The 21,228-nt window shown below is 71.5% G+C and carries 22 protein-coding genes and 1 pseudogene; 17 read left to right on the top strand and 6 right to left on the bottom strand.

The annotated features are described in order from the left end of the window. Positions 1–36: 36 nt before the first annotated feature. From FHX80_RS31165 to FHX80_RS31175, 3 genes and pseudogenes are all read left to right on the top strand, one after another. A pseudogene (locus FHX80_RS31165) lies at positions 37–348 on the top strand (hypothetical protein); the annotation flags it as partial. A 295-nt stretch (positions 349–643) separates the two neighbouring features. After that, positions 644–1,048, top strand: coding sequence for a DnaJ family domain-containing protein (locus tag FHX80_RS31170; RefSeq protein WP_145767839.1), 405 nt, complete (start codon positions 644–646; stop codon positions 1,046–1,048). Between the two features lie 52 nt (positions 1,049–1,100). Next, on the top strand, positions 1,101–1,592 hold the full coding sequence (locus FHX80_RS31175) for a GNAT family N-acetyltransferase (protein ID WP_244318698.1): 492 nt from the start codon (positions 1,101–1,103) through the stop codon (positions 1,590–1,592). Between the two features lie 70 nt (positions 1,593–1,662). Here FHX80_RS31175 and FHX80_RS31180 read toward each other — a convergent pair whose 3' ends face one another. The 3 genes from FHX80_RS31180 to FHX80_RS31190 all read right to left on the bottom strand — a co-directional run bounded on the left by FHX80_RS31180 (position 1,663) and on the right by FHX80_RS31190 (position 3,555). Continuing rightward, entirely contained in the window at positions 1,663–2,052 is a 390-nt protein-coding gene (locus FHX80_RS31180) for a VOC family protein (protein ID WP_145767841.1), read from the bottom strand. 175 nt (positions 2,053–2,227) lie between these two features. Further along, positions 2,228–3,055, bottom strand: a complete 828-nt coding sequence (locus FHX80_RS31185; protein WP_145767842.1) for a VOC family protein — start codon at positions 3,053–3,055, stop codon at positions 2,228–2,230. A gap of 167 nt (positions 3,056–3,222) precedes the next feature. Continuing rightward, positions 3,223–3,555: a DUF6479 family protein gene (locus tag FHX80_RS31190; protein WP_145767843.1), complete on the bottom strand. Its 333-nt coding sequence runs from the start codon at positions 3,553–3,555 to the stop codon at positions 3,223–3,225. Between the two features lie 197 nt (positions 3,556–3,752). On the opposite strand from FHX80_RS31190, the gene FHX80_RS31195 reads away from it, so the two are divergent. From FHX80_RS31195 to FHX80_RS31205, 4 genes are all read left to right on the top strand, one after another. After that, a complete protein-coding gene (locus FHX80_RS31195) occupies positions 3,753–4,142 on the top strand; it encodes a hypothetical protein (protein ID WP_145767844.1) in 390 nt (129 codons plus the stop codon). A 109-nt stretch (positions 4,143–4,251) separates the two neighbouring features. After that, on the top strand, positions 4,252–4,386 hold the full coding sequence (locus FHX80_RS36460) for a hypothetical protein (protein WP_280118785.1): 135 nt from the start codon (positions 4,252–4,254) through the stop codon (positions 4,384–4,386). A 204-nt stretch (positions 4,387–4,590) separates the two neighbouring features. Then, the gene (locus FHX80_RS31200) at positions 4,591–5,106 is read left to right on the top strand and encodes an ATP-binding protein (protein WP_244318700.1); all 516 of its coding nucleotides are present in this window, start codon (positions 4,591–4,593) and stop codon (positions 5,104–5,106) included. A 236-nt stretch (positions 5,107–5,342) separates the two neighbouring features. Then, on the top strand, positions 5,343–6,755 hold the full coding sequence (locus FHX80_RS31205) for an NADP-dependent succinic semialdehyde dehydrogenase (protein WP_145767845.1): 1,413 nt from the start codon (positions 5,343–5,345) through the stop codon (positions 6,753–6,755). 115 nt (positions 6,756–6,870) lie between these two features. On the opposite strand, the gene FHX80_RS31210 is transcribed toward FHX80_RS31205, so the two are convergent. Further along, positions 6,871–7,986, bottom strand: coding sequence for a baeRF3 domain-containing protein (locus tag FHX80_RS31210; RefSeq protein ID WP_145767846.1), 1,116 nt, complete (start codon positions 7,984–7,986; stop codon positions 6,871–6,873). Positions 7,987–8,105: 119 nt separating this feature from the next. Here FHX80_RS31210 and FHX80_RS31215 point away from each other — a divergent pair, with 119 nt between their 5' ends. From FHX80_RS31215 to glsA, 3 genes are all read left to right on the top strand, one after another. Then, positions 8,106–8,600, top strand: a complete 495-nt coding sequence (locus tag FHX80_RS31215; RefSeq protein ID WP_145767847.1) for a DUF1269 domain-containing protein — start codon at positions 8,106–8,108, stop codon at positions 8,598–8,600. A gap of 121 nt (positions 8,601–8,721) precedes the next feature. Further along, the gene (locus FHX80_RS31220) at positions 8,722–9,288 is read left to right on the top strand and encodes a hypothetical protein (RefSeq protein ID WP_145767848.1); all 567 of its coding nucleotides are present in this window, start codon (positions 8,722–8,724) and stop codon (positions 9,286–9,288) included. A 14-nt stretch (positions 9,289–9,302) separates the two neighbouring features. Continuing rightward, a complete protein-coding gene (glsA, locus tag FHX80_RS31225; protein ID WP_145767849.1) occupies positions 9,303–10,640 on the top strand; it encodes a glutaminase A in 1,338 nt (445 codons plus the stop codon). 220 nt (positions 10,641–10,860) lie between these two features. Here the strand turns inward: glsA and FHX80_RS31230 are convergent, their stop codons facing one another. Continuing rightward, entirely contained in the window at positions 10,861–11,685 is an 825-nt protein-coding gene (locus FHX80_RS31230) for an endonuclease I family protein (RefSeq protein ID WP_145767850.1), read from the bottom strand. Between the two features lie 252 nt (positions 11,686–11,937). Here FHX80_RS31230 and FHX80_RS31235 point away from each other — a divergent pair, with 252 nt between their 5' ends. From FHX80_RS31235 to FHX80_RS31265, 7 genes are all read left to right on the top strand, one after another. Next, positions 11,938–12,138, top strand: coding sequence for a hypothetical protein (locus FHX80_RS31235; RefSeq protein ID WP_145767851.1), 201 nt, complete (start codon positions 11,938–11,940; stop codon positions 12,136–12,138). A 102-nt stretch (positions 12,139–12,240) separates the two neighbouring features. Further along, on the top strand, positions 12,241–13,398 hold the full coding sequence (locus FHX80_RS31240) for a methyltransferase (RefSeq protein WP_145767852.1): 1,158 nt from the start codon (positions 12,241–12,243) through the stop codon (positions 13,396–13,398). Positions 13,399–13,504: 106 nt separating this feature from the next. Then, the gene (locus tag FHX80_RS31245; protein WP_145767853.1) at positions 13,505–14,683 is read left to right on the top strand and encodes an acyl-CoA dehydrogenase family protein; all 1,179 of its coding nucleotides are present in this window, start codon (positions 13,505–13,507) and stop codon (positions 14,681–14,683) included. A 189-nt stretch (positions 14,684–14,872) separates the two neighbouring features. Then, on the top strand, positions 14,873–15,382 hold the full coding sequence (locus tag FHX80_RS31250) for a GPP34 family phosphoprotein (protein ID WP_145767854.1): 510 nt from the start codon (positions 14,873–14,875) through the stop codon (positions 15,380–15,382). A gap of 71 nt (positions 15,383–15,453) precedes the next feature. Further along, entirely contained in the window at positions 15,454–16,353 is a 900-nt protein-coding gene (locus tag FHX80_RS31255; protein WP_145767855.1) for an oxygenase MpaB family protein, read from the top strand. A 17-nt stretch (positions 16,354–16,370) separates the two neighbouring features. Further along, positions 16,371–18,638 (top strand): serine/threonine-protein kinase, encoded by a 2,268-nt coding sequence (locus FHX80_RS31260; RefSeq protein WP_145767856.1) that lies wholly within the window; start codon positions 16,371–16,373, stop codon positions 18,636–18,638. A 57-nt stretch (positions 18,639–18,695) separates the two neighbouring features. After that, positions 18,696–20,240 (top strand): phytoene desaturase family protein, encoded by a 1,545-nt coding sequence (locus FHX80_RS31265; protein ID WP_145767857.1) that lies wholly within the window; start codon positions 18,696–18,698, stop codon positions 20,238–20,240. A 9-nt stretch (positions 20,241–20,249) separates the two neighbouring features. Here FHX80_RS31265 and FHX80_RS31270 read toward each other — a convergent pair whose 3' ends face one another. Then, positions 20,250–21,224 carry an acetylxylan esterase gene (locus tag FHX80_RS31270; protein ID WP_145767858.1) on the bottom strand — a complete coding sequence of 325 codons (975 nt, stop codon included), beginning with the start codon at positions 21,222–21,224 and terminating at the stop codon, positions 20,250–20,252. Positions 21,225–21,228: the final 4 nt, after the last annotated feature.

Raw genomic sequence — 21,228 nt, forward strand, 5'->3', positions numbered from 1 at the left:
GTCCTCCGCCGCGCGCTCTTCTCCCTCCGCCTCCATCTCGAACTCACCGTCAGCAGGAATGGCAAGCCGGTCACCGGCCTTCAGCCCTATCTCGGCGCGTACGGGCATCTCGTCGCCCTGCGCTCGGGCGACCTCGCATACCTGCACGTGCATCCCGCCGCGGGTGGCCCGGGACCGGCCGTCTCCTTCGCGGCGACGGCGCCCAGCGGCGGCACCTACCGGCTGTTCCTGGACTTCCGGCACGGCGGAAAGGCGCACACCGCCGCGTTCACGGTCGAGGCCGGGACGCCGGCGCAGCCGGAAGAAGGCCGGGCGCAGTCCCCGGCGCCCGCCGGGCACGCGCACTGACCCGGGCGCGTCCGGGCCCCACGTTGCCGAAGGCGGTCGCCGCCGGTCCCGCCCGCGCCCGCCCGCGGTCGGGCGCGAGATGCGCGATCGGCAGAGTGCCCTCCACCCGCCGCTGGTTCAGCGAACGGTCCGCCGGCGCCCGGACTCCGGCGACGTGCAGGCCGCATCCCTCCGGTGCCAGACGGAAGGAAGAGGTACGCCTGCCGGCTGCCCGGCGCCTCCTGCAACGATCCGTCCGCTGCGCCTCGGTATCGTGAAGGAGCCGAATCATGAGTTCTCCGAGAGGGGCGTCACGGTGACCGAACGCAAACCCGCGGGCATCAGCTTCGAGTCCTGGGTCGACAAACAGATCCGCGAATGCGAACAGCGTGGTGACTTCTCGCAGCTGCCGGGGTTCGGCAAACCGCTCGACGGCCTCGACCGCCCCTACGGCGACACGTGGTGGATCAAGGCGAAGCTGCAGCGCGAAGGGGTTTCGGTGCTTCCGCCGACGCTGGCCCTGCGCAAGGAGGCGGAGGACACCCTCGCGGCCCTGCCCGGGGTCCGGACGGAGGCCGAGGTGCGGCGGATACTGACCGAGGTGAACGAGAAGATCGCCGAGGCCATCAGACGGCCGCCACCGGGACCGCTCCTGAACCTCAAGCCGTTCGACGTCGACGCACTGGCCGGGGAGTGGCGCGCGGCGCGCGACCCCTCCTGAGGCGGCCGCCGGAGGACCTGGGCCCCGCACCCGGATGCGTAATACTCGATGCATGAGATCAAGCGTTACGCAGCCGGGGCGCCGGGCGCCGGGCGAAGGCGTACGGATCAGGCGGGCCGCCGCTCGTGACGCGAAGCGGCTGACCCGTCTGGTCCGGACCTCGCGGGCCTACGAGGGTCCGTACGCCCCGATGGTCGCCGGATACCGGGTGGGCCCCGACTACATCGAGACGCACAGGGTCTTCGCGGCCGTCGAGGAGGACGCCGGGCGCCTGCTCGGCTTCTACTCCCTGGTTCTGGATCCGCCCGAGCTCGATCTCATGTTCGTCGCCGACGACGCGCAGGGCGCCGGTATCGGGCGCCTGCTCATCGCGCACCTGCGGGACGAAGCGCGGGATGCCGGACTGACGGACGTGCGCATCGTCTCGCACCCGCCGGCCGAGGGCTTCTACCTGAGCGTGGGGGCCGAACGGACCGGCACGGAGCGTGCCGCTCCGCCCGCCGTGATGTGGGACCGGCCCGAAATGCTGCTTCCGGTCATCTGAGGAAGGGAAAGGGCCCGGCCGGACCCGCGGTGCGGCGGATCCGGCCGGGCCCTTGGAACGGCGCGTGCCGTCAGGACTTCCAGCCCCCGTACGGACGCGTGATGATCTCCATCGCATGACCCGCGGGGTCCATGAAGTACACGCCCCGGCCGCCGTCGTTGTGGTTGATCTCGCCCGGGCGCTCTTGGTGCGGATCGGCGTAGTACGTGGCGCCGAGCTCCTGGATACGGGCGTACGCCTTGTCGAATTCCGCCTCCGACACAAGGAAGGCGTAGTGCTGCAGCGCGATGGTTCCGGCGGGAGCGGTCGCGAAGTCCAGGGTGACACCGTTGGCCGTGGTGACGGGGACGAACGGGCCCCACTCCGCGCCGACCTCCAACCCAAGGATGTCGGCCAGGAACTCCGCTGAGTCCCGGTTGTCCCGGGAGTGGATGATGGTGTGATTCAACTCGACTGACACTGTGGAATGCCTCCAACGGGCATCTCACGGGCACCTCCACGCCTCACCCGGCCGGTGACCGACGCGCGATGCCGTACTCATGATTCTAGGCGTCGTCCCCCGGACGGTCGAGGCGGCCGGTGACGCGCAACTGCCCGGATCGCGTCCGGGCAGTTGACGGAGGACGGCCTCGCGGTCAGGCCGGGACGGTCGTGGTGGGGTTGTTGACGTCCGTGACGGTGAAGAGTCCGCCGTCCGGATCGAGCAGAGTCGCCTCCCGTGCGTCGGGCCGCGACAGATCCATGACGAGCGAACCGCCCTGCTTCTGCGCCGATGCGACGGCGGCGGCCACGTCGGGGACGGGGAAGTTGACCTGCCAGTGCGGCCGGACCAGCGGATCGGGGGCCGCCTCGACCGCGCCCGAGCTGATCCGCGCCAGCTGACGGCCGCCGCAGGTGACGATCACCTCGTCCTTCGCGTACGACACCTCGCAGCAACCGGGTCGCCCGCTCGCCCAGTCCAGCACCTCGCCGTAGAAGATCGCGGCGTCGAAGGCGTTCCTGGTGTGCAGCCGCAGCCAGGCGTGCGAATGGCCGTCCGGCGCGGGCGGCGAGGTCGCGGGCTCGGTCCGCTCCCAGATGCCGAACCCGGCCCCCTCGCGGTCGGCGGCCAGCGCGCCGCGCCCCTTGCCCAGGGTCAGCGGCCCCACCGCCACCGTGCCGCTGCGCTCACGGATCCGGGAGGCGGCCACATCCGCGTTCTGGACGGCGAAATAGGGCGTCCACGCCACCGCGACGCGGAACGTGGTCGCCACCGCACCGAGACCGGCGACCGGTACGTCGCCGCGGCGGGCGACCGAGAACTCCTGGCCGAGCCTGCCGGGCCGGAAGTCCCAGCCCATCACCGGGCCGTAGAACTTCTGCGCCGACTCCAGGTCCCGGGTCATGAGATTGACCCAGCAGGGGGCCGCGGGCCCGGTCAGAGGCGCGGGCGCGGATGCCGTACCAGAGGTGCTTGCGGTCATGGTCCTACTGCCTTCATGGGGTGTGCGGCAGATGCGCCGGTTGGCTTGCGGGCCTTCACCAGCCTCACCGCGGGCGCCCGCTCCCGCAACACGCGGCGACGCAGGCCGCCGCGTACCCGCCCGCGGACAGCCCGGAACCCAGGCGGTCGGGGCCTGCGCCGCACCGGTCAGTCGCGCTTCTCGTCAGTCTCGGGGCGGACGATGTCGTGCCCGTGCTCACCGAGCTCGTACGGGGAGAGCCCGCGGCCGTCGGGCGGGAAACTGTCGTCGGCGTGGACGTCGCGCTCCTCGACGTGGGCGCGGTGGTCCGGCACCACCGGCTGCTCCTCGGGCCGGGGCGGCGGCGGATCCTGGGCGCGCCGTCGTTTTCCGAGCCACACGGCACCGATCAGCAGGGCCACCAGGATCACTCCGACAACGGCCATCACCACCCCGGCCGCGCCCCGTCCGTCCGCGAGGGTGAGGGCCAGGGAATTCAGGGCTCCATGCGATACGTCCATGCATGCCGGATACCCCGGGACACGGCCGTCAGTCGAAATAAAGGTCGAATTCATATTTAAGTGGATATCTGAGTAGAAAGAGTTTGATCGGCGCGAGCCCGGTCGCGGCCCGCATCCGCGCGCCGGCGGGGCCGCTCATGTCGCAGACACCCGGTCGCGGGGAGAGCCTGGAGATGACCCCTTCGGAAGGAACCGCGGTGAACAGCACACAGGAAGCGCATACGGAGGAGAACCGGCAGGGCGGGGAGGTGTCGGTGGTCCTCAGCGGGTGCGCGAAGGGCGACGCGGGCACGGTTTTCGACGTGCTGCGAGCCGCATTCGCCACCGACCGGGCCTCGGTCGATGTGCCGCAGGACGTCGCGGGCAGGCAGCCCACCGCCTGGGTCGCGACCGTCGATGTGACCGAGGAGCGGGTGTTGTCGGGGCCCGTGCGGCTCGGCGCGCCCGTAACGGTCGATGTACAGGGCGGCTACTGGGCGGTCGAACGGCTCAGGCGGAGCCTGACGGGCGCCTTCGCGGTCCAGGTCGTTGGCACCGTCTCCGGGGACCAGGAGGAGGAAGTGCGGCTGCGGCTGTCGAGCGAGTAGGCCGCCCGGCAAGGAACGTGAATCCGATCGAAACGCGAGTCCGGTCGGAAGAAGAGAAAGCGACCGTGGGCGATGCGCCCAAGTGCGTGGTTCCCACCACCCGGCGGGAGTGGCGGCAGGCGAGATCGGCATCGTCGGTGCGGCGGCGGCGATCGCCGATGCCGTCCGGCGCGCCACCGGTGCCGGGCCGCACACCCTCCCGCTCACCCGGACCGACTGCTGCCGCACCTGCCCTGAGGGGTGAGGCGCCGACCGGGGTCGGGTGGCACCCCTTCCAGGGGTGAATACGCAGGTCAACGTGGGTGTGTGGTCGGATGTGTTGCGCAACCGGCTCTGCCGGGTCACCCTATGGAGTGACCCAGAAGTGACATCTGCTCACTCTTTGCATTCGGGGGTCGTTGGTTCAACGGGGCGAAGCATGTGGGCCTCGATGTGAGGAGCCTCGACGATGACCGTTCCACTCGACCGGCACTATCTGGTCGAACTCCAGGTTTCGACAGAGCGCGTTTCCCAGCTGCGGCGGATCGTCGCCGCGCATCTGCGCCACTGGAGTCTCGAACTTCACATCCGGCCCGTGTGCCGTGCTGTGGAGGAGCTGCTGACCAACGTCCAGCGGCACGTCGGTGACGACAACACCTGTGTCCTCGAAATCCGCTGGTCCGGCCGGCACCTCACGGTCTCCGTCGCCGACAACGGCGCCGAGATGCCGCGGCTGCTCCACGAGGGCGGCGGCCTCAGCCGGGTGATGGCCCTCAGCGACAGCTGGGGCACCTGTCGGACCACCGAGGGCAAGGTCGTCTGGTTCACCCGGTACGCACAGGAGCCGCAGCACATCGAACGGGTGCCGCTTCCGCCGCTGCCCGGAGTGCGCGAGTTCCGCCGTCCGCCGGCCGTGGTCACGGACTTCCCCGCGGCCACGCCCGCCCGGACCGACGACCACACCCACACCCCCGCCCTCGTCTGAGGCGCGCGGCACGGAGCGGAGCCGTGCGGCCCTTCGGCTGCCGCCCCGTACCCCGTACCCGACGCCTCTCTGTCCCCGTAGTCCTCCCTCCCGTCGCGGTCCAGGCATGCGCATCGCATTCCTGGACCGCGACGGGAGGGAGTGTGTGTGTGGGGGCCCGCGTTGCACCACCGTGCTCGGCGCGGCACGGTCGAAGTACCGAGGCGTCGAAGTACCTAGGCAAGGAGGCCACAGTCATGCCCATCGCGACGGTGAACCCCGCGAACGGCGAGACGCTCAGGACGTTCGACGCCCTGGGAGCGGACGAGATCGAGCGGCGGCTCGCCGCGGCTGACAGCACCTTCCGGGAGTACCGCACCACCCGGTTCGGCGAACGGTCCCGTCTGATGAACCGGGCCGCGGACCTCCTCGACGAGGACCGGCAGGACATCGCCCGCACCATGACCCTGGAGATGGGTAAACCGGTCAAGGCGGCCCGCGCGGAGGCCGCGAAGTGCGCGAAGGCCATGCGCTGGTACGCGGCCCACGCCGAGGGACTCCTCGCCGACGAGCACCCCTCGCCCGCCGACGTCGAGGACTCCGGTGCCTCCCGCGCCTACGTCCACTACCGCCCGCTGGGCACCGTGCTCGCCGTGATGCCGTGGAACTTCCCGCTCTGGCAGGTCGTACGGTTCGCGGCGCCCGCTCTCATGGCGGGCAACACGGGGCTGCTGAAGCACGCGTCGAACGTGCCGCAGACCGCGCTCTACCTGGGGGATCTGTTCCGCAGGGCCGGATTCCCGGCCGGCTGCTTCCAGACCCTGCTGGTGGGCTCCGGAGCGGTCGAGGCGATCCTGCGCGACCGCCGGGTGGCCGCGGCCACGCTGACCGGCAGCGAACCGGCCGGCCGCGCGGTCGCCGCCGTAGCGGGCGACGAGGTGAAGCGGACCGTTCTGGAGCTGGGCGGCAGCGACCCGTTTCTCGTCCTGCCCTCGGCCGACGTCGCCAGGGCCGCCCGCACCGCCGTCACCGCCCGGGTCCAGAACAACGGGCAGTCCTGCATCGCCGCCAAGCGGTTCATCGTGCACACCGAGGTGTACGAGGAGTTCGCCGAACGCTTCACCGTGGGCATGCGCGACCTGACCGTCGGTGACCCGCTGGAGGAGTCCACCGACGTCGGCCCGCTCGCCAGTGAGCAGGGCCGCACCGACCTGGAGGAACTCGTCGACGACGCCGTACGGCAGGGCGCGGGCGTCCTGTGCGGCGGCGGCCGGCCCGAGGGCCTGAGCGGCGGTCTGGAGCATGGCTGGTTCTACGCCCCGACCGTGCTCACCGGCATCACGCCCACCATGCGGATCCACCACGAGGAGACCTTCGGTCCCGTCGCCACCCTGTACCGGGTGAACAGCCTCGACGAGGCGGTGGAGCTCGCCAACGACACCCCCTTCGGGCTCAGTTCCAACGTATGGACCCGCGACGCCGAGCAGAGCCGGCGCTGCGTGCGCGATCTGGAGGCGGGCGGGGTCTTCTTCAACGGGATGACGGCGTCGCACCCCGCGCTGCCGTTCGGCGGGGTGAAGCGCTCCGGCTACGGCCGTGAGCTCGCCGGACACGGCATCCGCGAGTTCTGCAACGCCACGACGGTCTGGTACGGACCGGAGCCGCGCTGACCGCAGGCGCCGAGGCCACGCGCGGCAGGGGCCCGGACGGATGCCTCCGATGCATCCGTCCGGGCCCCTGCCGCGCCCACCCTGTGGCAAACGGTGCCGGGTCGCCGCGATGGGCTCAGTAGCGCAGCGTCGCCGCGATCCGCCCGTGCTCCTTCAGCGAGTCGTCCGCGACGAACACCACGTCGGCCCCGCTGTCCAGCGCCGCCTCGACCAGCTCGTCGACGATGTCCTCGCGGACCTTCTCGTCCGCGAGGTCCACGGCGTCCCCGGTCACCGGCTCCAGGTGCTCCTGGGCGACCCGGACCGTCTGCTGGTAGTGCTCCTCCACCGCCACCAGCCCGGCACGCGCCTCCCGCACGGCGGCCCACACCTCGTCGAGACCACCGGCGAAGGCCCGACGGCCGCGTGCCTCGTCCAGCTTGCCGTCGATCTCCGCGGTGAAACGCTTCTGCCTGGCCTCCAGCGCGGGCTGCAACTCGGTGAGCAGATCGCTGGGCGTCGTGTCGGCGGGCGCGCCCTTGGTGACCCGCCCGGCCGCGGCCAAGGTGCTCTCACCGACGTCGTCCAGCAGTGCGAGTGCGGGGGCGAGGCCGACCAGGTACAGCGGGCGCGGGTCCGTGGCCAGGACCCCGCGCAGCTTCTCGTCCACCGTGCGCAGGAACTGGCGGGTCTCCTCGTCGCTGAAGGTGCTCGGGGTGTCGCCGATCCGCTCCTCGCGCTGTGGGTTGGGTGCCTCGCGCGGAGCCGTCAGCGGGAAGCCGCCGATGTGCTCCTCGTGCGCGGTCTCGGCCGTGCCGCTGAACAGCGACGCGTGGTCGGCGGAGACGGTGAGTGCCCAGAACGGCTGGGCCTGGGCCTTCGCCGCGACCAGGTTGCGGGTCAGGTAGGTGTCGCTGAGCACCACTCGTTCGGGTGCTGTGCGGGGGAGTTGCCAGATCTGGTACTCGTCCGCCGTCGCGAGGATGACCAGCGCGTCCAGGGCCCGGCGCGGATCGACCTCGGCTACCGCCCGGTCGAGTTGCTGCTTGATGGCGGTCCGGACCTCGCGGTCGACCTTGGGGTCGGCATCGAGCCGGCTGCCCGCGGCGGCTACCAGATTGCGCAGCCGGACGGCGTCCTGGGCGTTGTCCGGTGCGCGGCGGTGCGTCGGCATGGTCAGGGACAGGGCGGGATAGGGCTTGGTCGCCCGGAGCTCCTGCAGGAGACCGGCGGTCAGTGCGTCCGTGTCCATCTGTTCCCTCCCGGGGATTTGGCGTGCTGCCGTGCGAAGCGGGTGATTCGACGAGTCAATTCATACCGTTTGATCATAATATGGGCGAATTGGTGATCCCGGTCCAGGAGGTACGCGCGATGTCCACGCCCACTGTGTGGAAGTTCCAGTCCGCCGAAGGCGCGGAGACGGTGGAGGCGACACTGATCTCCCTTCAGAAGGAGGGGCTGATCAAGATCCTGGACGCCGCGGTGGTGAGCTGGCCCGCGGACCGGTCGAAGCCGCGGACGAAGCAGCTGCTCAACCTGGTCGGCGCGGGTGCGCTGAGCGGCACGTTCTGGGGAATGCTCTTCGGTCTGATCTTTCTGATGCCGCTGCTGGGCGCCGCCATCGGTGCGGCGGCCGGGGCGCTCGGCGGAAAGCTGGCCGATGTCGGCATCGACGACGAGTTCATCGCCGAGGTCAAGGAGAAGGTCACGCCGGGAACTTCGGCGCTGTTCCTCCTCACCATGAACGAGGTGCCCGACCGCATCAGCGCGGCGTTCCCGGGCGGCGGCGCCGAGCTGCTCCACAGCAATCTGGACACCGGTAGCGAGGCCCGGCTCCGCGACATCTTCGGAGAGGACGAGGCATGACCCCTCGGGAGGGCGCCCGGCGTCGGCGCCCTCCCGCCGAACGCCTCGCCTGTTCCTTCGTGCCCCTTTCCTTCGTACTCCCTTCGTACTCCTTTCGTAATTCCGAGCAGACGGAGAGTCCGTGAACCAGCCCAGCCCCTTGCGGCGCGCCCTCGGCCGCCGTGCAGCCCGCAGCCTGCCCCCCGCCGTACTGGCCGCGGTGATCGTCGCCGGTACCGCCGCCTGCGGTAGTTCCGACACCTCCTCGCCGGGCACGGCCAGAAGCACCCGTACGGTGTCCGAGGAACCGGCCGTGTCCCCGAAAGCCTCCCAGAGCCAACGCTCCCACGAGGACTTCGCGGCCTCGGTCTCCGCCGAGGCGGAGCGCAACCGGCAGAAGGCCGTCGCGACGCTCAAGGGCGTGAAAGGGAAGGGCAACGCGATCGGGGACGTCTCCGTCAGCGGCCTCGCGGTGGAGCCCTCCGAACAGTTCCGCAGCGCCCTCGTCCGGGTGACCAACCCCACCGACAAGGCGGCCTTCTACGCGGTCCGGGTGGATTTCGTCGACTCCTCCGGCAAGGCCCTGGACTCCGTGGTGCTCGGCTTCGCCGACGCCCCGCCCGGCCGTATGGTCAGTCAGCATGCCAACAGCCGCAAGGCCGCGGGTGTCAAGACGTTCCCGCGCATCGTCCAGGCCGAGCGCGGCTGACGGTCGGGACCACGGTGAACGCCGCCACTGACGCGGTCACGGACGCACTGCGTGACCTCCACTCCCGGTTCGCCGGGATCGACGACGGTGAACTCGCCGACTACATACCGCAGTTGGCCCTCGTCGACCCCGAAGCCTTCGGGCTGGCCCTGATCAGCATGGACGGTCACCGGTACGGCGCGGGGGACGCCGGTGTCCCGTTCACCATCCAGTCCGTGTCGAAACCGTTCGTCTACGCCCTGGCCCTGTCCGTCCTGGGAATCGACGAGGTGTCCCGCTGGGTGAACGCCGAGCCCAGCGGCGAGGCGTTCAACGCCATCAGCCTGGAACTGGGCACCGGACGGCCGGACAACCCCATGGTCAACGCGGGCGCCATCCTCACGACCGCCCTGATCCCCGACACTCCCGGCGCTCCGCGATTCGGGCGCATCCTCGACTGTCTGAGCCGGTTCGCAGGGCGGATGCTGGACGTCGACGAGCAGGTGTACTTCTCCGAGGTGGTCGCGGGGGACCGCAATCGCGCCCTGGCCTATCTGATCCGCAGCACAGGACCGCTGCCCGTGGACCCGGTGGCGGCGGTGGAGACGTACTTCCGCCAGTGCTCGGTACGGGTCACGGCAATGGACCTCGCCGCGATGGCGGCGACCCTGGCGAACGGCGGCGTCAACCCGCTCACCGGGGACACGGTGGTCACGGAACCCGTTGCCGTCCGGGTGCTGGCCGTGATGGCGACCTGCGGGATGTACGACGCCTCGGGGGACTGGCTGCTCCGAGTGGGGCTGCCGGCCAAGAGCGGGGTGTCCGGCGGCCTGATCGCGGCGGGACCCGCCCGGTTCGGCCTGGCGTCGTACAGCCCACTCCTCGACCCGACCGGGACCTCCGTACGCGGCCACCGGGCGATCGGAGCGCTGTCGGAACGGCTCGGCCTGCACCTCATGCACAATCCGGCCCCGGCGGGGTCCACCGTCACCCTGGTCACCACCGCCGACGACCTGCCCTCCGCGCCGAAGGCGGAGCGGGAGCGCGCCCGGCGCGAGCGGGTGGCGGTCGTCGCGGCCCAGGGCGCTCTGGACTTCACCGCGGCGGAGCGGGTGCTGTACGCCCTGGACGAGGCGGACTCGCGGGAGGCCGTCGCCGTGGTCCTGGACCTGCTCCGGGTGACGGACGTCGGCACCGTGGCCCGTGCGATGCTGCGCAGCGGATTCGCCGGGCTCACGGCCGGCGGCCGGCGCACCGCGGTGGTCGACCCGGCCGGCCGGCTCCGGGAACCGGGCGACGAAGTCGTGGCTCCGTGGTGCTTCGCCACCCGTGAGGAGGCGGTCGCCTGGTGCATCAGGGAACCGGGCGGCTGAGCCGCACTGCATGGGCGCGGCGACCGGCACCACGAGCAGGGTCACCGCCATGTACCGGACCAGTACCGCCGGCCCGGACTTCCGGTGGCGTGGCCGCCGAAGCGGCGGCCGCCCGGCCCCGTCACCATCAGGCCGGCGACGTCGCCACCCGGGTGAGCGGGGCGGCCGCCGCGGCGACGGCCACGCCCGTCAGCACCGGCCGGACGGAGATCCGAGGGGGCTACCAGATGGCGCCCACCCACTCGGGGTGGTCTATGAACGGGTTCCGGTTGTGCTGGTACTGGTTGAATATGACGTCGTTGCGCCGCTTCTCGAAGGTGTCCGGCGGGTCCTCCTGGCTCCACGCCTTCAGTACGGAGAGCCGGCCGATGTGCGGTGCGGAGCCGTTCGACACCTGGTCGTTGGGTTCGAGATCGGCGAAGGAGTCGTCGCCCTCGTACCGCACCGCCATGTAGAGGATCATGCGAGCGACGTCGCCCTTGACGGCGTCGCGCGGTTCGAAGGAGTCGCTGTCCGTGTAGTTGCCGGGAGCCCCGCTCACCTGGCTGCCGCCGCTGTCGAAGTCCTTGTTGCCGCGGATGGAGTTGACCGACACGTCCGCCGGGCGCAGATGGTGGATATCGGTGCCCGGGCCGGTGGCCGTGCCGAAGTCGCCGTGGGACTTGGCCCAGACGTGCTCACGGTTCCACTGGCCGACGCCGCCGCCGTTGTCGCTCTTGGGCTCGGAGCGGCCGGAGTAGAGAAGGATCACGTTCGAGGAGTTCGACGGGTCCTGGTCCGTGGCCTTGAGCGCGTCCCAGACCTGGCTGTAGGTGAGCTTGGACTGGTCGCTGATGATTGTGTGCAGGGCGCCCTTGAGCGCGGTGCCGGTCTTGCCGAGCGCGCCCTGGTAGTACGTGTCGTCCAGCGCGCCGAGCGAGGTGGCGGCGGCCGCCGGGGCCCGCGGGGTGTCGGCCGGTGCGGCCGCTGCAGTGCCGGTGAGCGCAGCGAAGGCGGCGAGCGTGGCCAGCAGAGGGCGCCGGTAGGGAAGGTGACGACGGGACATGTGGGGTGTCCTCTCCGGAAACTACGTGCACCGCGGCGCCGACGCAGGGTGGGGGCGGCTCCGCGGTGGTCGTGGGGTACGTGGTCAGCGGGAGCCTTCCACACGCAACGTTGCCCAGGTGTGAACGCTGCGTACCTATCATGTGCAGGTCAAGTGAGGGGTCGGTTCCGGGGTGGCCGGACGTTGCGGCAGGGCATCGGATGCGCTCCCGTCGGTGCGGGGCGAGAATTGCCGCAAGGACGAGGAGGCGGCATGAGCGACGAGCCCGAATCCGTATCCGTAAGGCGGGGAGTGACCCCCGACAGCCTCTTGCACACCGGAGCGACCGACGATCCGTCGCCCGAGGACCTGGTGCTCGCCTCCGGGCGGGACCTGACGCCGCACACTCTCGAGTGGGCGCGGCGCAGGCTGGCGAGTGAGGGCCGGGCGGCCCTCGACAAGCGGCTGCCGTAGCCGTTGTTCCGTGTCGCGGCGGGGGAGTGCGGTCGCTCCTCACCGCCGCGGCGGCCGGAAGTGTGCGGGTGTATCCCGCTGCTCGGTTAGCCTGAACGCACAATGAACCGTTTGACGACGTCAGGGGCCGGTTACGACCTCGCCCGATTCCCCGAGGACCCCCGCGACCCCTTCCGTGCCTGGGACGCGGCCGACGAATACCTGCTGCGGCACCTGGACGGGATCGACGGAGCCGAACCGGTCGACCTGTCCGGCAGCGTCGTCGTGGTCGGCGACCGCTGGGGCGCACTGAGCACGGTCCTGGCCGGCCACCGTCCCGTACAGATCACCGACTCCTACCTCGCGCAGCGGGCGACCGCGGCGAACCTGGAACGCAACGGGGCCGGCGCGGACGCCGTACGCCTGCTGTCGGCGCGCGACGCCCCGCCGGACCGGATCGACGTCCTGCTCGTACGGGTGCCCAAGAGCCTCGCGCTCCTGGAGGACCAGCTGCACCGGCTCGCGCCCGCCGTCCACTCCGGCACCGTGGTCGTCGGCACCGGGATGGTGAAGGAGATCCACACCTCCACCCTCAAGCTGTTCGAGCGGATCATCGGCCCCACCCGCACCTCGCTCGCGGTCAAGAAGGCCCGGCTCATCCACTGCACACCGGAACCGGCCCCGGCCCGCACCCCCAGCCCCTGGCCCCACCGGTACGAGCTGCCCGCCGACGTCGGGGCCGTCGCCGGGCGGACCGTCGTCAACCACGCCGGGATCTTCTGCGCGGAGCGGCTCGACATCGGCACCCGCTTCTTCCTGAAGCACCTGCCCGGGCGTAGCGGCGCCGAGCGGGTCGTCGACCTCGGCTGCGGGAACGGGGTCCTCGGACTGGCCGCCGCGCTCGCGAACCCCGAGGCCGCGCTCACTTTCATCGATGAGTCGTATCAGGCGGTCGCCTCGGCCGAGGCGACCTTCCGCGCCAATGCCGGCGCCGACGCCGAGGCCCGTTTCGTCGTCGGCGACGGAATGGCCGGCACCGCGCCCGCGAGCGTCGACCTGATCCTCAACAATCCGCCGTTCCACTCCCACCAGGCCACCACGGACGCGACCGCCCGGAACATGTTCCACGGCGCGCGGGCCGCGCTGCGCCAGGGCGGCGAGCTGTGGGTCGTGGGCAACCGGCATCTCGGTTACCACACCCAGCTGCGCCGGACGTTCGGCAACTGCACCACGGTGGCGGGCGACCCCAAGTTCGTGGTGCTGCGCGCCGTCAAGCGCTGACACCGGCCGTCCGGGGGCCGCGTGCCCCTTCCGGATTCTTGCAACGCGTTCTACTGTGTGCGCCGCCGCACACGGGCGACGCGACCGCGAGACTCCTGGAGGGGCCGTGCACCTCGAATACACGCCTGAGCAGCAGCAGTTGCGCGCCGAACTGCGCACGTACTTCGCCGCTCTGGTCCCCGACAACGCCTACGCCCGTTACGCCGACCCCATGGCGCAGAAGCGCTTCTACCGGGAGACCATCCGACGCCTGGGCGCCGACGGCTGGCTCGGCGTCGGCTGGCCCACGGAGTACGGCGGGCGCGGCCTGTCGCCGATGGAACAGTTCATCTTCTTCGACGAGGCCGCGCAGGCCGGCGTACCGCTGCCGCTGATGGCCCTCAACACCGTCGGTCCGACGATCATGCAGTTCGGCACCGATGAGCAGAAGGCCTACTTCCTGCCCAAGGTCCTCGCCGGGGAGATCGACTTCGCGATCGGCTACAGCGAACCCGACGCGGGCACCGACCTCGCCGCCCTGAAGACCCGGGCGGTTCGCGACGGCGACACGTACGTCGTCAACGGGCAGAAGATCTGGACGACCAACGGCGACACCGCCGACTGGGTCTGGCTCGCCGCCCGCACCGACCCGGACGCCCCGCCGCACAAGGGCATCACCATGCTCCTGGTCCCGACATCCGACCCGGGCTACTCCTGCACGCTGATCAACACTCTCGCCTCCCACGACACCACCGCCAGCTACTACGAGAACATCCGCGTCCCCGTCTCCCACCGGGTCGGCGAGGAGAACAAGGGCTGGCGGCTCATCACCAACCAGCTCAACCACGAACGCGTCACGCTGGCCGCCCACGGCACCATGGCCATCCGCGCCCTGCACAACGTCCGCCGCTGGGCCGCCGACACCAGGCTCGCTGACGGCCGCCGCGTCATCGACCTCGGCTGGGTGCGCGCCCGCCTCGCCCGCACCCACACCCGCCTCGACGCCATGAAGCTGCTCAACTGGCAGATGGTGTCCGCCGTCCAGCACAACACCCTCACCCCGCACGACGCCTCCGCCGTCAAGGTCTACGGCTCCGAGGCGCGCCGCGACGCCTACGCCTGGCTCATGGAGGTCGTCGGCTCGGCCGGCCCGCTCAAGGAGGGCTCGGCAGGCGCCGTCCTGCACGGCGAACTGGAACGCGGATACCGCTCCGCCGTGATCTTCACGTTCGGCGGGGGGAACAACGAGATCCAGCGGGAGATCATCTCCTGGATAGGCCTCGGGATGCCCCGAGTTCGGCGCTGAGGGAGTGCCCCCAGGGGTTCGTCAAGAGAGACCGGGCGGTGCGACTGAGTTCGGGAGAGCTGGGACAGTCCGGATTCTGCATACTGGGCATCGGTTGTCTGCGGGGAGAGCTGATGAGCGCTTGGTCAGAGGTTGGATGGCGTCTGGTCTTCGGGATCGCCACCTTGGTGGTGACGTTCAACTACCGCAATGTTGCCTCGCGAGTCCATGGCGGAGGCGGTCGCCGTCGACGGCGACCGCATCGTGCCGGGAGCGTCCCCGGCGCCGGACGACCAGCTCATGGGCGAGGCCGCGGCGGCGCTCGTCCGCCAGGAGCCCTACGAGCGGATCGAGGACTGGCTGTGGCGCCGAGGCCGGGACCTCTCGGCCGCGTACCAGAGCGCCCTGGAGCAGGCCGGTGAGCTGGCGCCGAAGCGCGGCGGCCGGCTGTCCTTCGGCTCGCAGCGCGTGGAACCGGCCGACACACCCGCGCGCCGCCGGGCGGCCGGCCGCTGGGCGGAGCGGGAACCCGTCCTGGCCGCACTCGCCGCCGTCGTGGGCATCGACGGCGAAGACCCCGGCGAGGAGCCCGGCTTCGACGACGAGGCGGTGACGACCGTCGTGGCCATCGTCCACGACGCGGGGATGGAGCTGGAGGCCGTACGCCAACGGAGGTCCATCGAGAACGCGGCGTTCGCCAACGTCTGGCGCGGGCCGTGAGCCGTACGGAGGGCGGTGCGCGGTAGGACGCGACGGCGTGGGGCGGATGGTCGAGCGGGAGGCAGGACGACATGACGGAAGCCGACCCCGGGCTCTTCGGGCCCGAATCGGTCACCTGGCAGATGCACGGCGACCCGATGATGTGGGTCGCGGGGGTGCGCGCCCTGTACCTCCAGGCGCTGCACCCGCGCGCGGTGCGCGGCGTCATGCAGAACTCCGATTTCCGCAAGGACGCCTGGGGCCGGCTGATGCGCACGGCCGACTTCGTCGGGACCATCACCTACGGCACCACCGAGGCCGCCGAGAAGGCGGGCGCCCGGGTCCGCAGGATCCACCGGCTCCTCAAGGCCAACGACCCGCGCACCGGCGAGACGTACGGCGTCGACGACCCCGAACTGCTGCTCTGGGTCCACTGCGCCGAAGCCGACTCCTACCTCCAGGTCGAACGGCGCTCCGGCTTCCCGCTCACCGACGCACAGGCCGACCGGTACATCGACGAACACCGCCGCGGCGCCCGGCTCGTCGGCCTCGACCCGGCAGGCGTACCCGCTACCACCGCACAGCTGGCCGCCTACTTCGAGCGAGTACGGCCCCAACTGGCCTTCTCGCCCGATGCGTCGGACGTCGACGACTTCTTGCGAAGGCCACCGGTCCACCCCCTGCTCGTGCCGGCGCGCGCCCTGCTGTGGCGGCACGTCGCAACCCTCGCCTACCAGTCGCTGCCCCCGTACGCCCACGAGCTGTACGGCAGACCCGGGCCGCCGGCGGCCACCGTCGACCGTCGTCTGCGCACCACCGGAACCGTCCTGCGGGGCATCCCGTCGCGGCTGCGCCGACAGCTCCCGCCGGGCCATATCCTGAAGGCGATGGCACGCCTGGGTCCCGGCAGCCGCCCCACCCCGTACAAACTGAAGAGGCAGGCAGCCATACTGGACGGGCCGGGGAGGGCGCAGCAACAGCAGGCGGAGTGACGGGGGCGATATCAGGGATGGCGGAAACCAGGCTGATCCAGAGCCGGTACCGACTGCTCGATCTGATCGGGCGCGGCGGCATGGGCGAGGTGTGGCGTGCCCGCGACGAATCGCTCGGCCGTCAGGTCGCCGTCAAATGCCTCAAGCCGATGGGCCCCCAGCACGACCAGGACTTCACCCGCATCCTTCGCGAGCGCTTCCGCCGGGAGGCCCGGGTCGCGGCCGCGCTCCAGCACCGGGGCGTCACCGTAGTCCACGACTTCGGCGAGCACGAGGGCGTGCTCTACCTGGTGATGGAGCTTCTGGACGGCCGCAATCTCAGCCAGCTCCTGGAGGACAACGAGCAGCACCCGCTGCCGGTCGACGACGTCGTCGACATCGCCGAACAGGTCGCCGACGCCCTCGGCTACACCCACCAGCAGGGCATCGTCCACCGCGATCTCAAGCCCGCCAACATCATGCGGCTGGCAGACGGGACGGTGAAGATCTGCGACTTCGGGATCGCCAGGCTCGGCCACGACATCAGCGTCACCTCACGCCTCACCGGTGTCGGCATCGCCATGGGAACCCCCCACTACATGTCGCCCGAGCAGATCAGCGGCGGCCAGATCGACCACCGCAGCGACCTCTACTCGCTGGGCTGTGTGCTGTACGAGATCGCCACCGGAGCGCCGCCGTTCGACCTCGACGACGCCTGGGGCGTCCTCGTCGGACACCGCGACACCCAGCCGGAGCCACTGCGCACCCACCGGGCCGAACTCCCCGGATTCTTCGACCGCGTCGTCCTGGAACTGCTCGCCAAGACCCCGGAGCAGCGGCCCGCCGACGCCGGTGACCTGCGCCGCCGCATCGCCGTCGGCCGAACCGGCGAACAGCCGCACCTGGAGCCGACCGGACGGGTGCTGCTCGCGCCGCCCGTCCCCGTCGGGCATCCCGGCGGACGGGCCGGTCCCGGACCGCGGCTGCCCGGCTGGACCCACGGCATGACGAGCGGCATCAAGGCGACGGGCACCACGGCGCCGGGAATCCTGCCGCCCGACCATTCGGCGGGCCTGACCGGCGAGTGGACCACCGGCACCGACCCGCGGGCCGGCACCGGATCCGTCCCGCCCGCCGGGGCGGAGCGGCCCACGCCCTCGCCGGAACTCCTCGCCATACTCGCCAGCCGCCACAGCGCCGGCCTCAACCTGGGCCGACTCGGCCACTGGGACGAGGCGGGCGAGGTCCACCGGGCGGTCGCCGCCGAACGCGAGCACGCGCTCGGCCCCGACCACCCCGACACGCTCTCCAGCCGCTACGAGGTCGGGTTCACCCTCAGCCGCACCGGGCGCGCCGCAGACGCGCTGCGTGAGTTCGACCGCGTCGCCCAGGGCCGCGAAACGACGCTGGGCCCCGACCACGCGGAGACCCTCGCGGCCCGCCAGGAGGTGGCGTACGTACTGGGTCAGCTCGGCCGCCACTTCGAGGCCCACCAGGTGTACGCCGCCGTACTCGCCTCCCGGGAGCGCTCCATGGGCCCCGATCACCCCGACACCCTGCGCTGCCGCCACAACCTGGCGTTCAACCTCAGCAGGCTCGGGCGCCTGGAGGACTCGTACCGCATGGCCCACGACGTGGCGGCGGCCCGTGCCCGGCTGCTCGGCGCCAACCACCCCGACACCCTGGTCACCCGCTACGAGGTCGGCTACACGCTGGGCCGGCTGGGCCGGTGGACGGAGGCCCTGCAGGCCTACCAGGAGGTCGTCCAGGGCCGGTCACAGGTGCTGGGCGCCGACCACCCCGACACCCTCGCGGCCCGCTACGAGGTCGGCATAAGCCTCGGCCGGCTGGGCCGCAGCGCCGAGGCGCTGGAGCTGTACCGGGCGCTCGTCGACGACCGGACCCGGGTCAGCGGCCCCGCCGACCCCGAGACCCTCCGCGCCCGCCACGGACTGGGCGTCAACCTGGGCCGGCTGGCCCGCTGGGAGGAGGCGCTGGCCGAATCGCGCGAGGTGTGCGCCACCCGCGAACGAGTCCTGGGCGCCGACCACGCCGACACCCTGGTCAGCCGCCGCGAGGTCGCGGTGGGCCTCGGCTGGCTCGGCCGCTGGGCCGAGGCGCTCACCGTCTACCGGAGGGTCGCCGAGGTGCGGACCCGGCTGCTGGGCGCCGACCACCCCGACGCACTGGCGAGCCGCAACGACGAGGCGCACTGCCTCGAACAGCTCGGCCGGGGGACGGAAGCGGTCGAGCTGTACCGGCAGGTCGCGGCCCTGCGCCGGCAACGGGGCATTCCGTCGTCCTGACCGGCACACCCGGGCACAGGCTCTGGCCAGGGCCCGTCGTCCGTGTTACCAAGAGCCATGCCCGTACCCGACAGCTATGACGCAGTCATCGTGGGCGGCGGCCACAACGGCCTCGTCGCCGCCGCCTATCTCGCCCGCGCCGGGCAGTCCGTCCTGGTCCTGGAACGCCTGGGCACCACCGGGGGAGCGGCCGTCTCGACCCGGCCCTTCGCAGGCGTCGACGCCCGGTTGTCGCGCTACTCGTACCTGGTGTCGCTGCTGCCGCGGAAGATCGTCCGGGAGCTCGGCCTCGACTTCGCCGTACGCAAACGGACCGTCTCCTCGTACACCCCGGCCGTACGCGACGGTCGCGCCACCGGGCTGCTCGTCGGTGGCGACGGCACCCGTGACTCCTTCGCCGCGCTCACCGGATCGGACCGGGAGTACGAGGCCTGGCAGCGCTTCTACCGTCGCACCGGGCAGGTCGCCGAACGGGTCTTCCCCACCCTCACCGAACCGCTGCCCACCCGCGACGCGCTGCGCGCGCGGATCGGTGACGCGGACGCCTGGCGGATGCTCTTCGAGGAGCCCATCGGCGTCGCCGTCGAGGAGAACTTCGACGACGACCTCGTACGCGGCGTCGTGCTCACCGACGCGCTGATCGGCACCTTCGCCGACGCGCACGATCCCTCGCTGCTCCAGAACCGGTGCTTCCTCTACCACGTCATCGGCGGCGGCACCGGCGACTGGGACGTGCCGGTCGGCGGCATGGGCGCGCTCACCGACGCCCTCGCCGGGGCCGCGCGGGCGGCCGGTGCGCACATCCGTACCGGACACGAGGCGATCCGTATCGACACGGACGGGACGCACGCCGAGGTGACGGTACGGGCGGACGGCGAGGAGCGGACCGTCGGGGCGCGCCGCGTCCTGGTGAACGCCTCGCCCCAGGCACTGGCCGCGCTCCTCGGGGACGCGCCGCCGGCACCCGCCGAGGGAGCCCAGCTGAAGGTGAACATGCTGCTCACCCGGCTGCCCCGGCTGCGCGACCGATCCGTGGACCCGCACGAGGCGTTCGCCGGTACCTTCCACATCGCCGAGGGATACGGGCAGCTGGCCGACGCCTACCGGGACGCGGCCGCGGGGCGGCTGCCCGCCGCCCCGCCGTCCGAGATCTACTGCCACTCGCTGACGGATCCCTCGATCCTCGGCGCGGATCTCGCCGCCCGCGGCTACCAGACCCTCACGCTGTTCGGCCTGCACACCCCGGCACGGCTCTTCGCCGCGGACAACGAGGCGACGCGCACGGCCCTGCTCAAGGCCACCCTCGCCGAGCTCGACGCCCATCTGGAGGAGCCGATCGCGGACTGCCTGGCCCTCGACGCGAACGGCGAGCCCTGCATCGAGGCCAGGACACCGCTGGACCTGGAACACGACCTGCGGCTGCCCGGCGGCCACATCTTCCACCGGGACCTCGCCTTCCCGTACGCCACCGGGACGACCGGCCGCTGGGGCGTGGAGACCCCGCACGCCAACATCCTGCTGTGCGGGGCCGGCGCGGTGCGCGGCGGTGGTGTCAGCGGGGTCCCCGGCCACAACGCCGCGATGGCGGCGCTGGGCCGGTGACCGTGACCGCTACTGCCCGAACACGCCGCGCAGGGCCCCGATCTTGCGCGGCAGGTCGTACTCCGCGCCGCCCTCGTGGCCGTTGTACGTGAACACCTCGATCTGCGCCGGGCCCGCATAGCGGTGGTAGGCGGCGAACACCGTGGACGACGGGCAGATCTTGTCCATCAGCCCCACCGAGAACCAGGCCGGAGCGGTGGCCCGCGCCGCGAAGTTCACCCCGTCGAAGTAGGACAGGGTCTCCATCGCCTCGTCGATCCGGAACCGGTGCCCGGACAGCCAGCGGGCGATCTCCGCGTACGGCCCCGCGTCCGTGATCTGCGAGGCACGCCGGTAGTGGCAGAGGAACGGCACATCGGCGACGGTCGCCACGACGTCGTCGCGCAGCCCGGCCACGGCGAGCGCGAGACCGCCGCCCTGACTGCCGCCGAGCACCGCCACCCGTGAGGCGTCCACGCCGTCGTGCGACTTCACCGCGTCGACGGCCCGCACCGCGTCCGTGATCAGCCGGCGGTAGTAGTGCCGGTAGGGGTCCTCGATGCCCCGGGTCAGGAACCCGGGGGAGGAGGAGCCGTTCCCCTCGGGGCCGATGTCCACGGTGTCGGCGGTGTTCTTGCCGCCGCCGCCCTGACCTCGGTTGTCCATGACCAGATGCGCGTAGCCCAGGGCGCTCCAGGTGAGCCAGGAGTACGGGATGCCCCGGCCGCCGTTGTACCCGATGTACTGCACGACGGCGGGCAGAGGACCGGAGCGGGCCCTGGGCAGCATCAGCCACGCCTTCACCTGCTGTCCGCCCCAGCCGCGGAACGTCACGTCGAAGACGTCGACGGTGGCGAACCCCGCGTCGTACGGGACGAACTCGGCGTCCAGGTCATGGCGGGCCGTCTCGGCGAGGGTCTTCTCCCAGAAGGCGTCGAAGTCGGCCGGCTCCTCCGGCTCCGGCCGGTAGTCGCGCAGCCGGTCCAGTGGCATGTCGAACAGCAAGGGT

This window comes from Streptomyces brevispora (genome assembly GCF_007829885.1).
GTDB classification, from domain to species: domain Bacteria; phylum Actinomycetota; class Actinomycetes; order Streptomycetales; family Streptomycetaceae; genus Streptomyces; species Streptomyces brevispora.

Coding starts and splice junctions, on each gene's coding strand:
- FHX80_RS31175 (WP_244318698.1), top strand. CDS start 1,101: ATGAGATCAAGCGTTACGCAGCCGGGGCGCCGGGCGCCGGGCGAAGGC.
- FHX80_RS31185 (WP_145767842.1), bottom strand. CDS start 3,055: ATGACCGCAAGCACCTCTGGTACGGCATCCGCGCCCGCGCCTCTGACC.
- FHX80_RS31190 (WP_145767843.1), bottom strand. CDS start 3,555: ATGGACGTATCGCATGGAGCCCTGAATTCCCTGGCCCTCACCCTCGCG.
- FHX80_RS31200 (WP_244318700.1), top strand. CDS start 4,591: ATGACCGTTCCACTCGACCGGCACTATCTGGTCGAACTCCAGGTTTCG.
- FHX80_RS31205 (WP_145767845.1), top strand. CDS start 5,343: ATGCCCATCGCGACGGTGAACCCCGCGAACGGCGAGACGCTCAGGACG.
- FHX80_RS31210 (WP_145767846.1), bottom strand. CDS start 7,986: ATGGACACGGACGCACTGACCGCCGGTCTCCTGCAGGAGCTCCGGGCG.
- FHX80_RS31215 (WP_145767847.1), top strand. CDS start 8,106: ATGTCCACGCCCACTGTGTGGAAGTTCCAGTCCGCCGAAGGCGCGGAG.
- FHX80_RS31230 (WP_145767850.1), bottom strand. CDS start 11,685: ATGTCCCGTCGTCACCTTCCCTACCGGCGCCCTCTGCTGGCCACGCTC.
- FHX80_RS31235 (WP_145767851.1), top strand. CDS start 11,938: ATGAGCGACGAGCCCGAATCCGTATCCGTAAGGCGGGGAGTGACCCCC.
- FHX80_RS31240 (WP_145767852.1), top strand. CDS start 12,241: ATGAACCGTTTGACGACGTCAGGGGCCGGTTACGACCTCGCCCGATTC.
- FHX80_RS31250 (WP_145767854.1), top strand. CDS start 14,873: ATGTTGCCTCGCGAGTCCATGGCGGAGGCGGTCGCCGTCGACGGCGAC.
- FHX80_RS31255 (WP_145767855.1), top strand. CDS start 15,454: ATGACGGAAGCCGACCCCGGGCTCTTCGGGCCCGAATCGGTCACCTGG.
- FHX80_RS31260 (WP_145767856.1), top strand. CDS start 16,371: ATGGCGGAAACCAGGCTGATCCAGAGCCGGTACCGACTGCTCGATCTG.
- FHX80_RS31265 (WP_145767857.1), top strand. CDS start 18,696: ATGCCCGTACCCGACAGCTATGACGCAGTCATCGTGGGCGGCGGCCAC.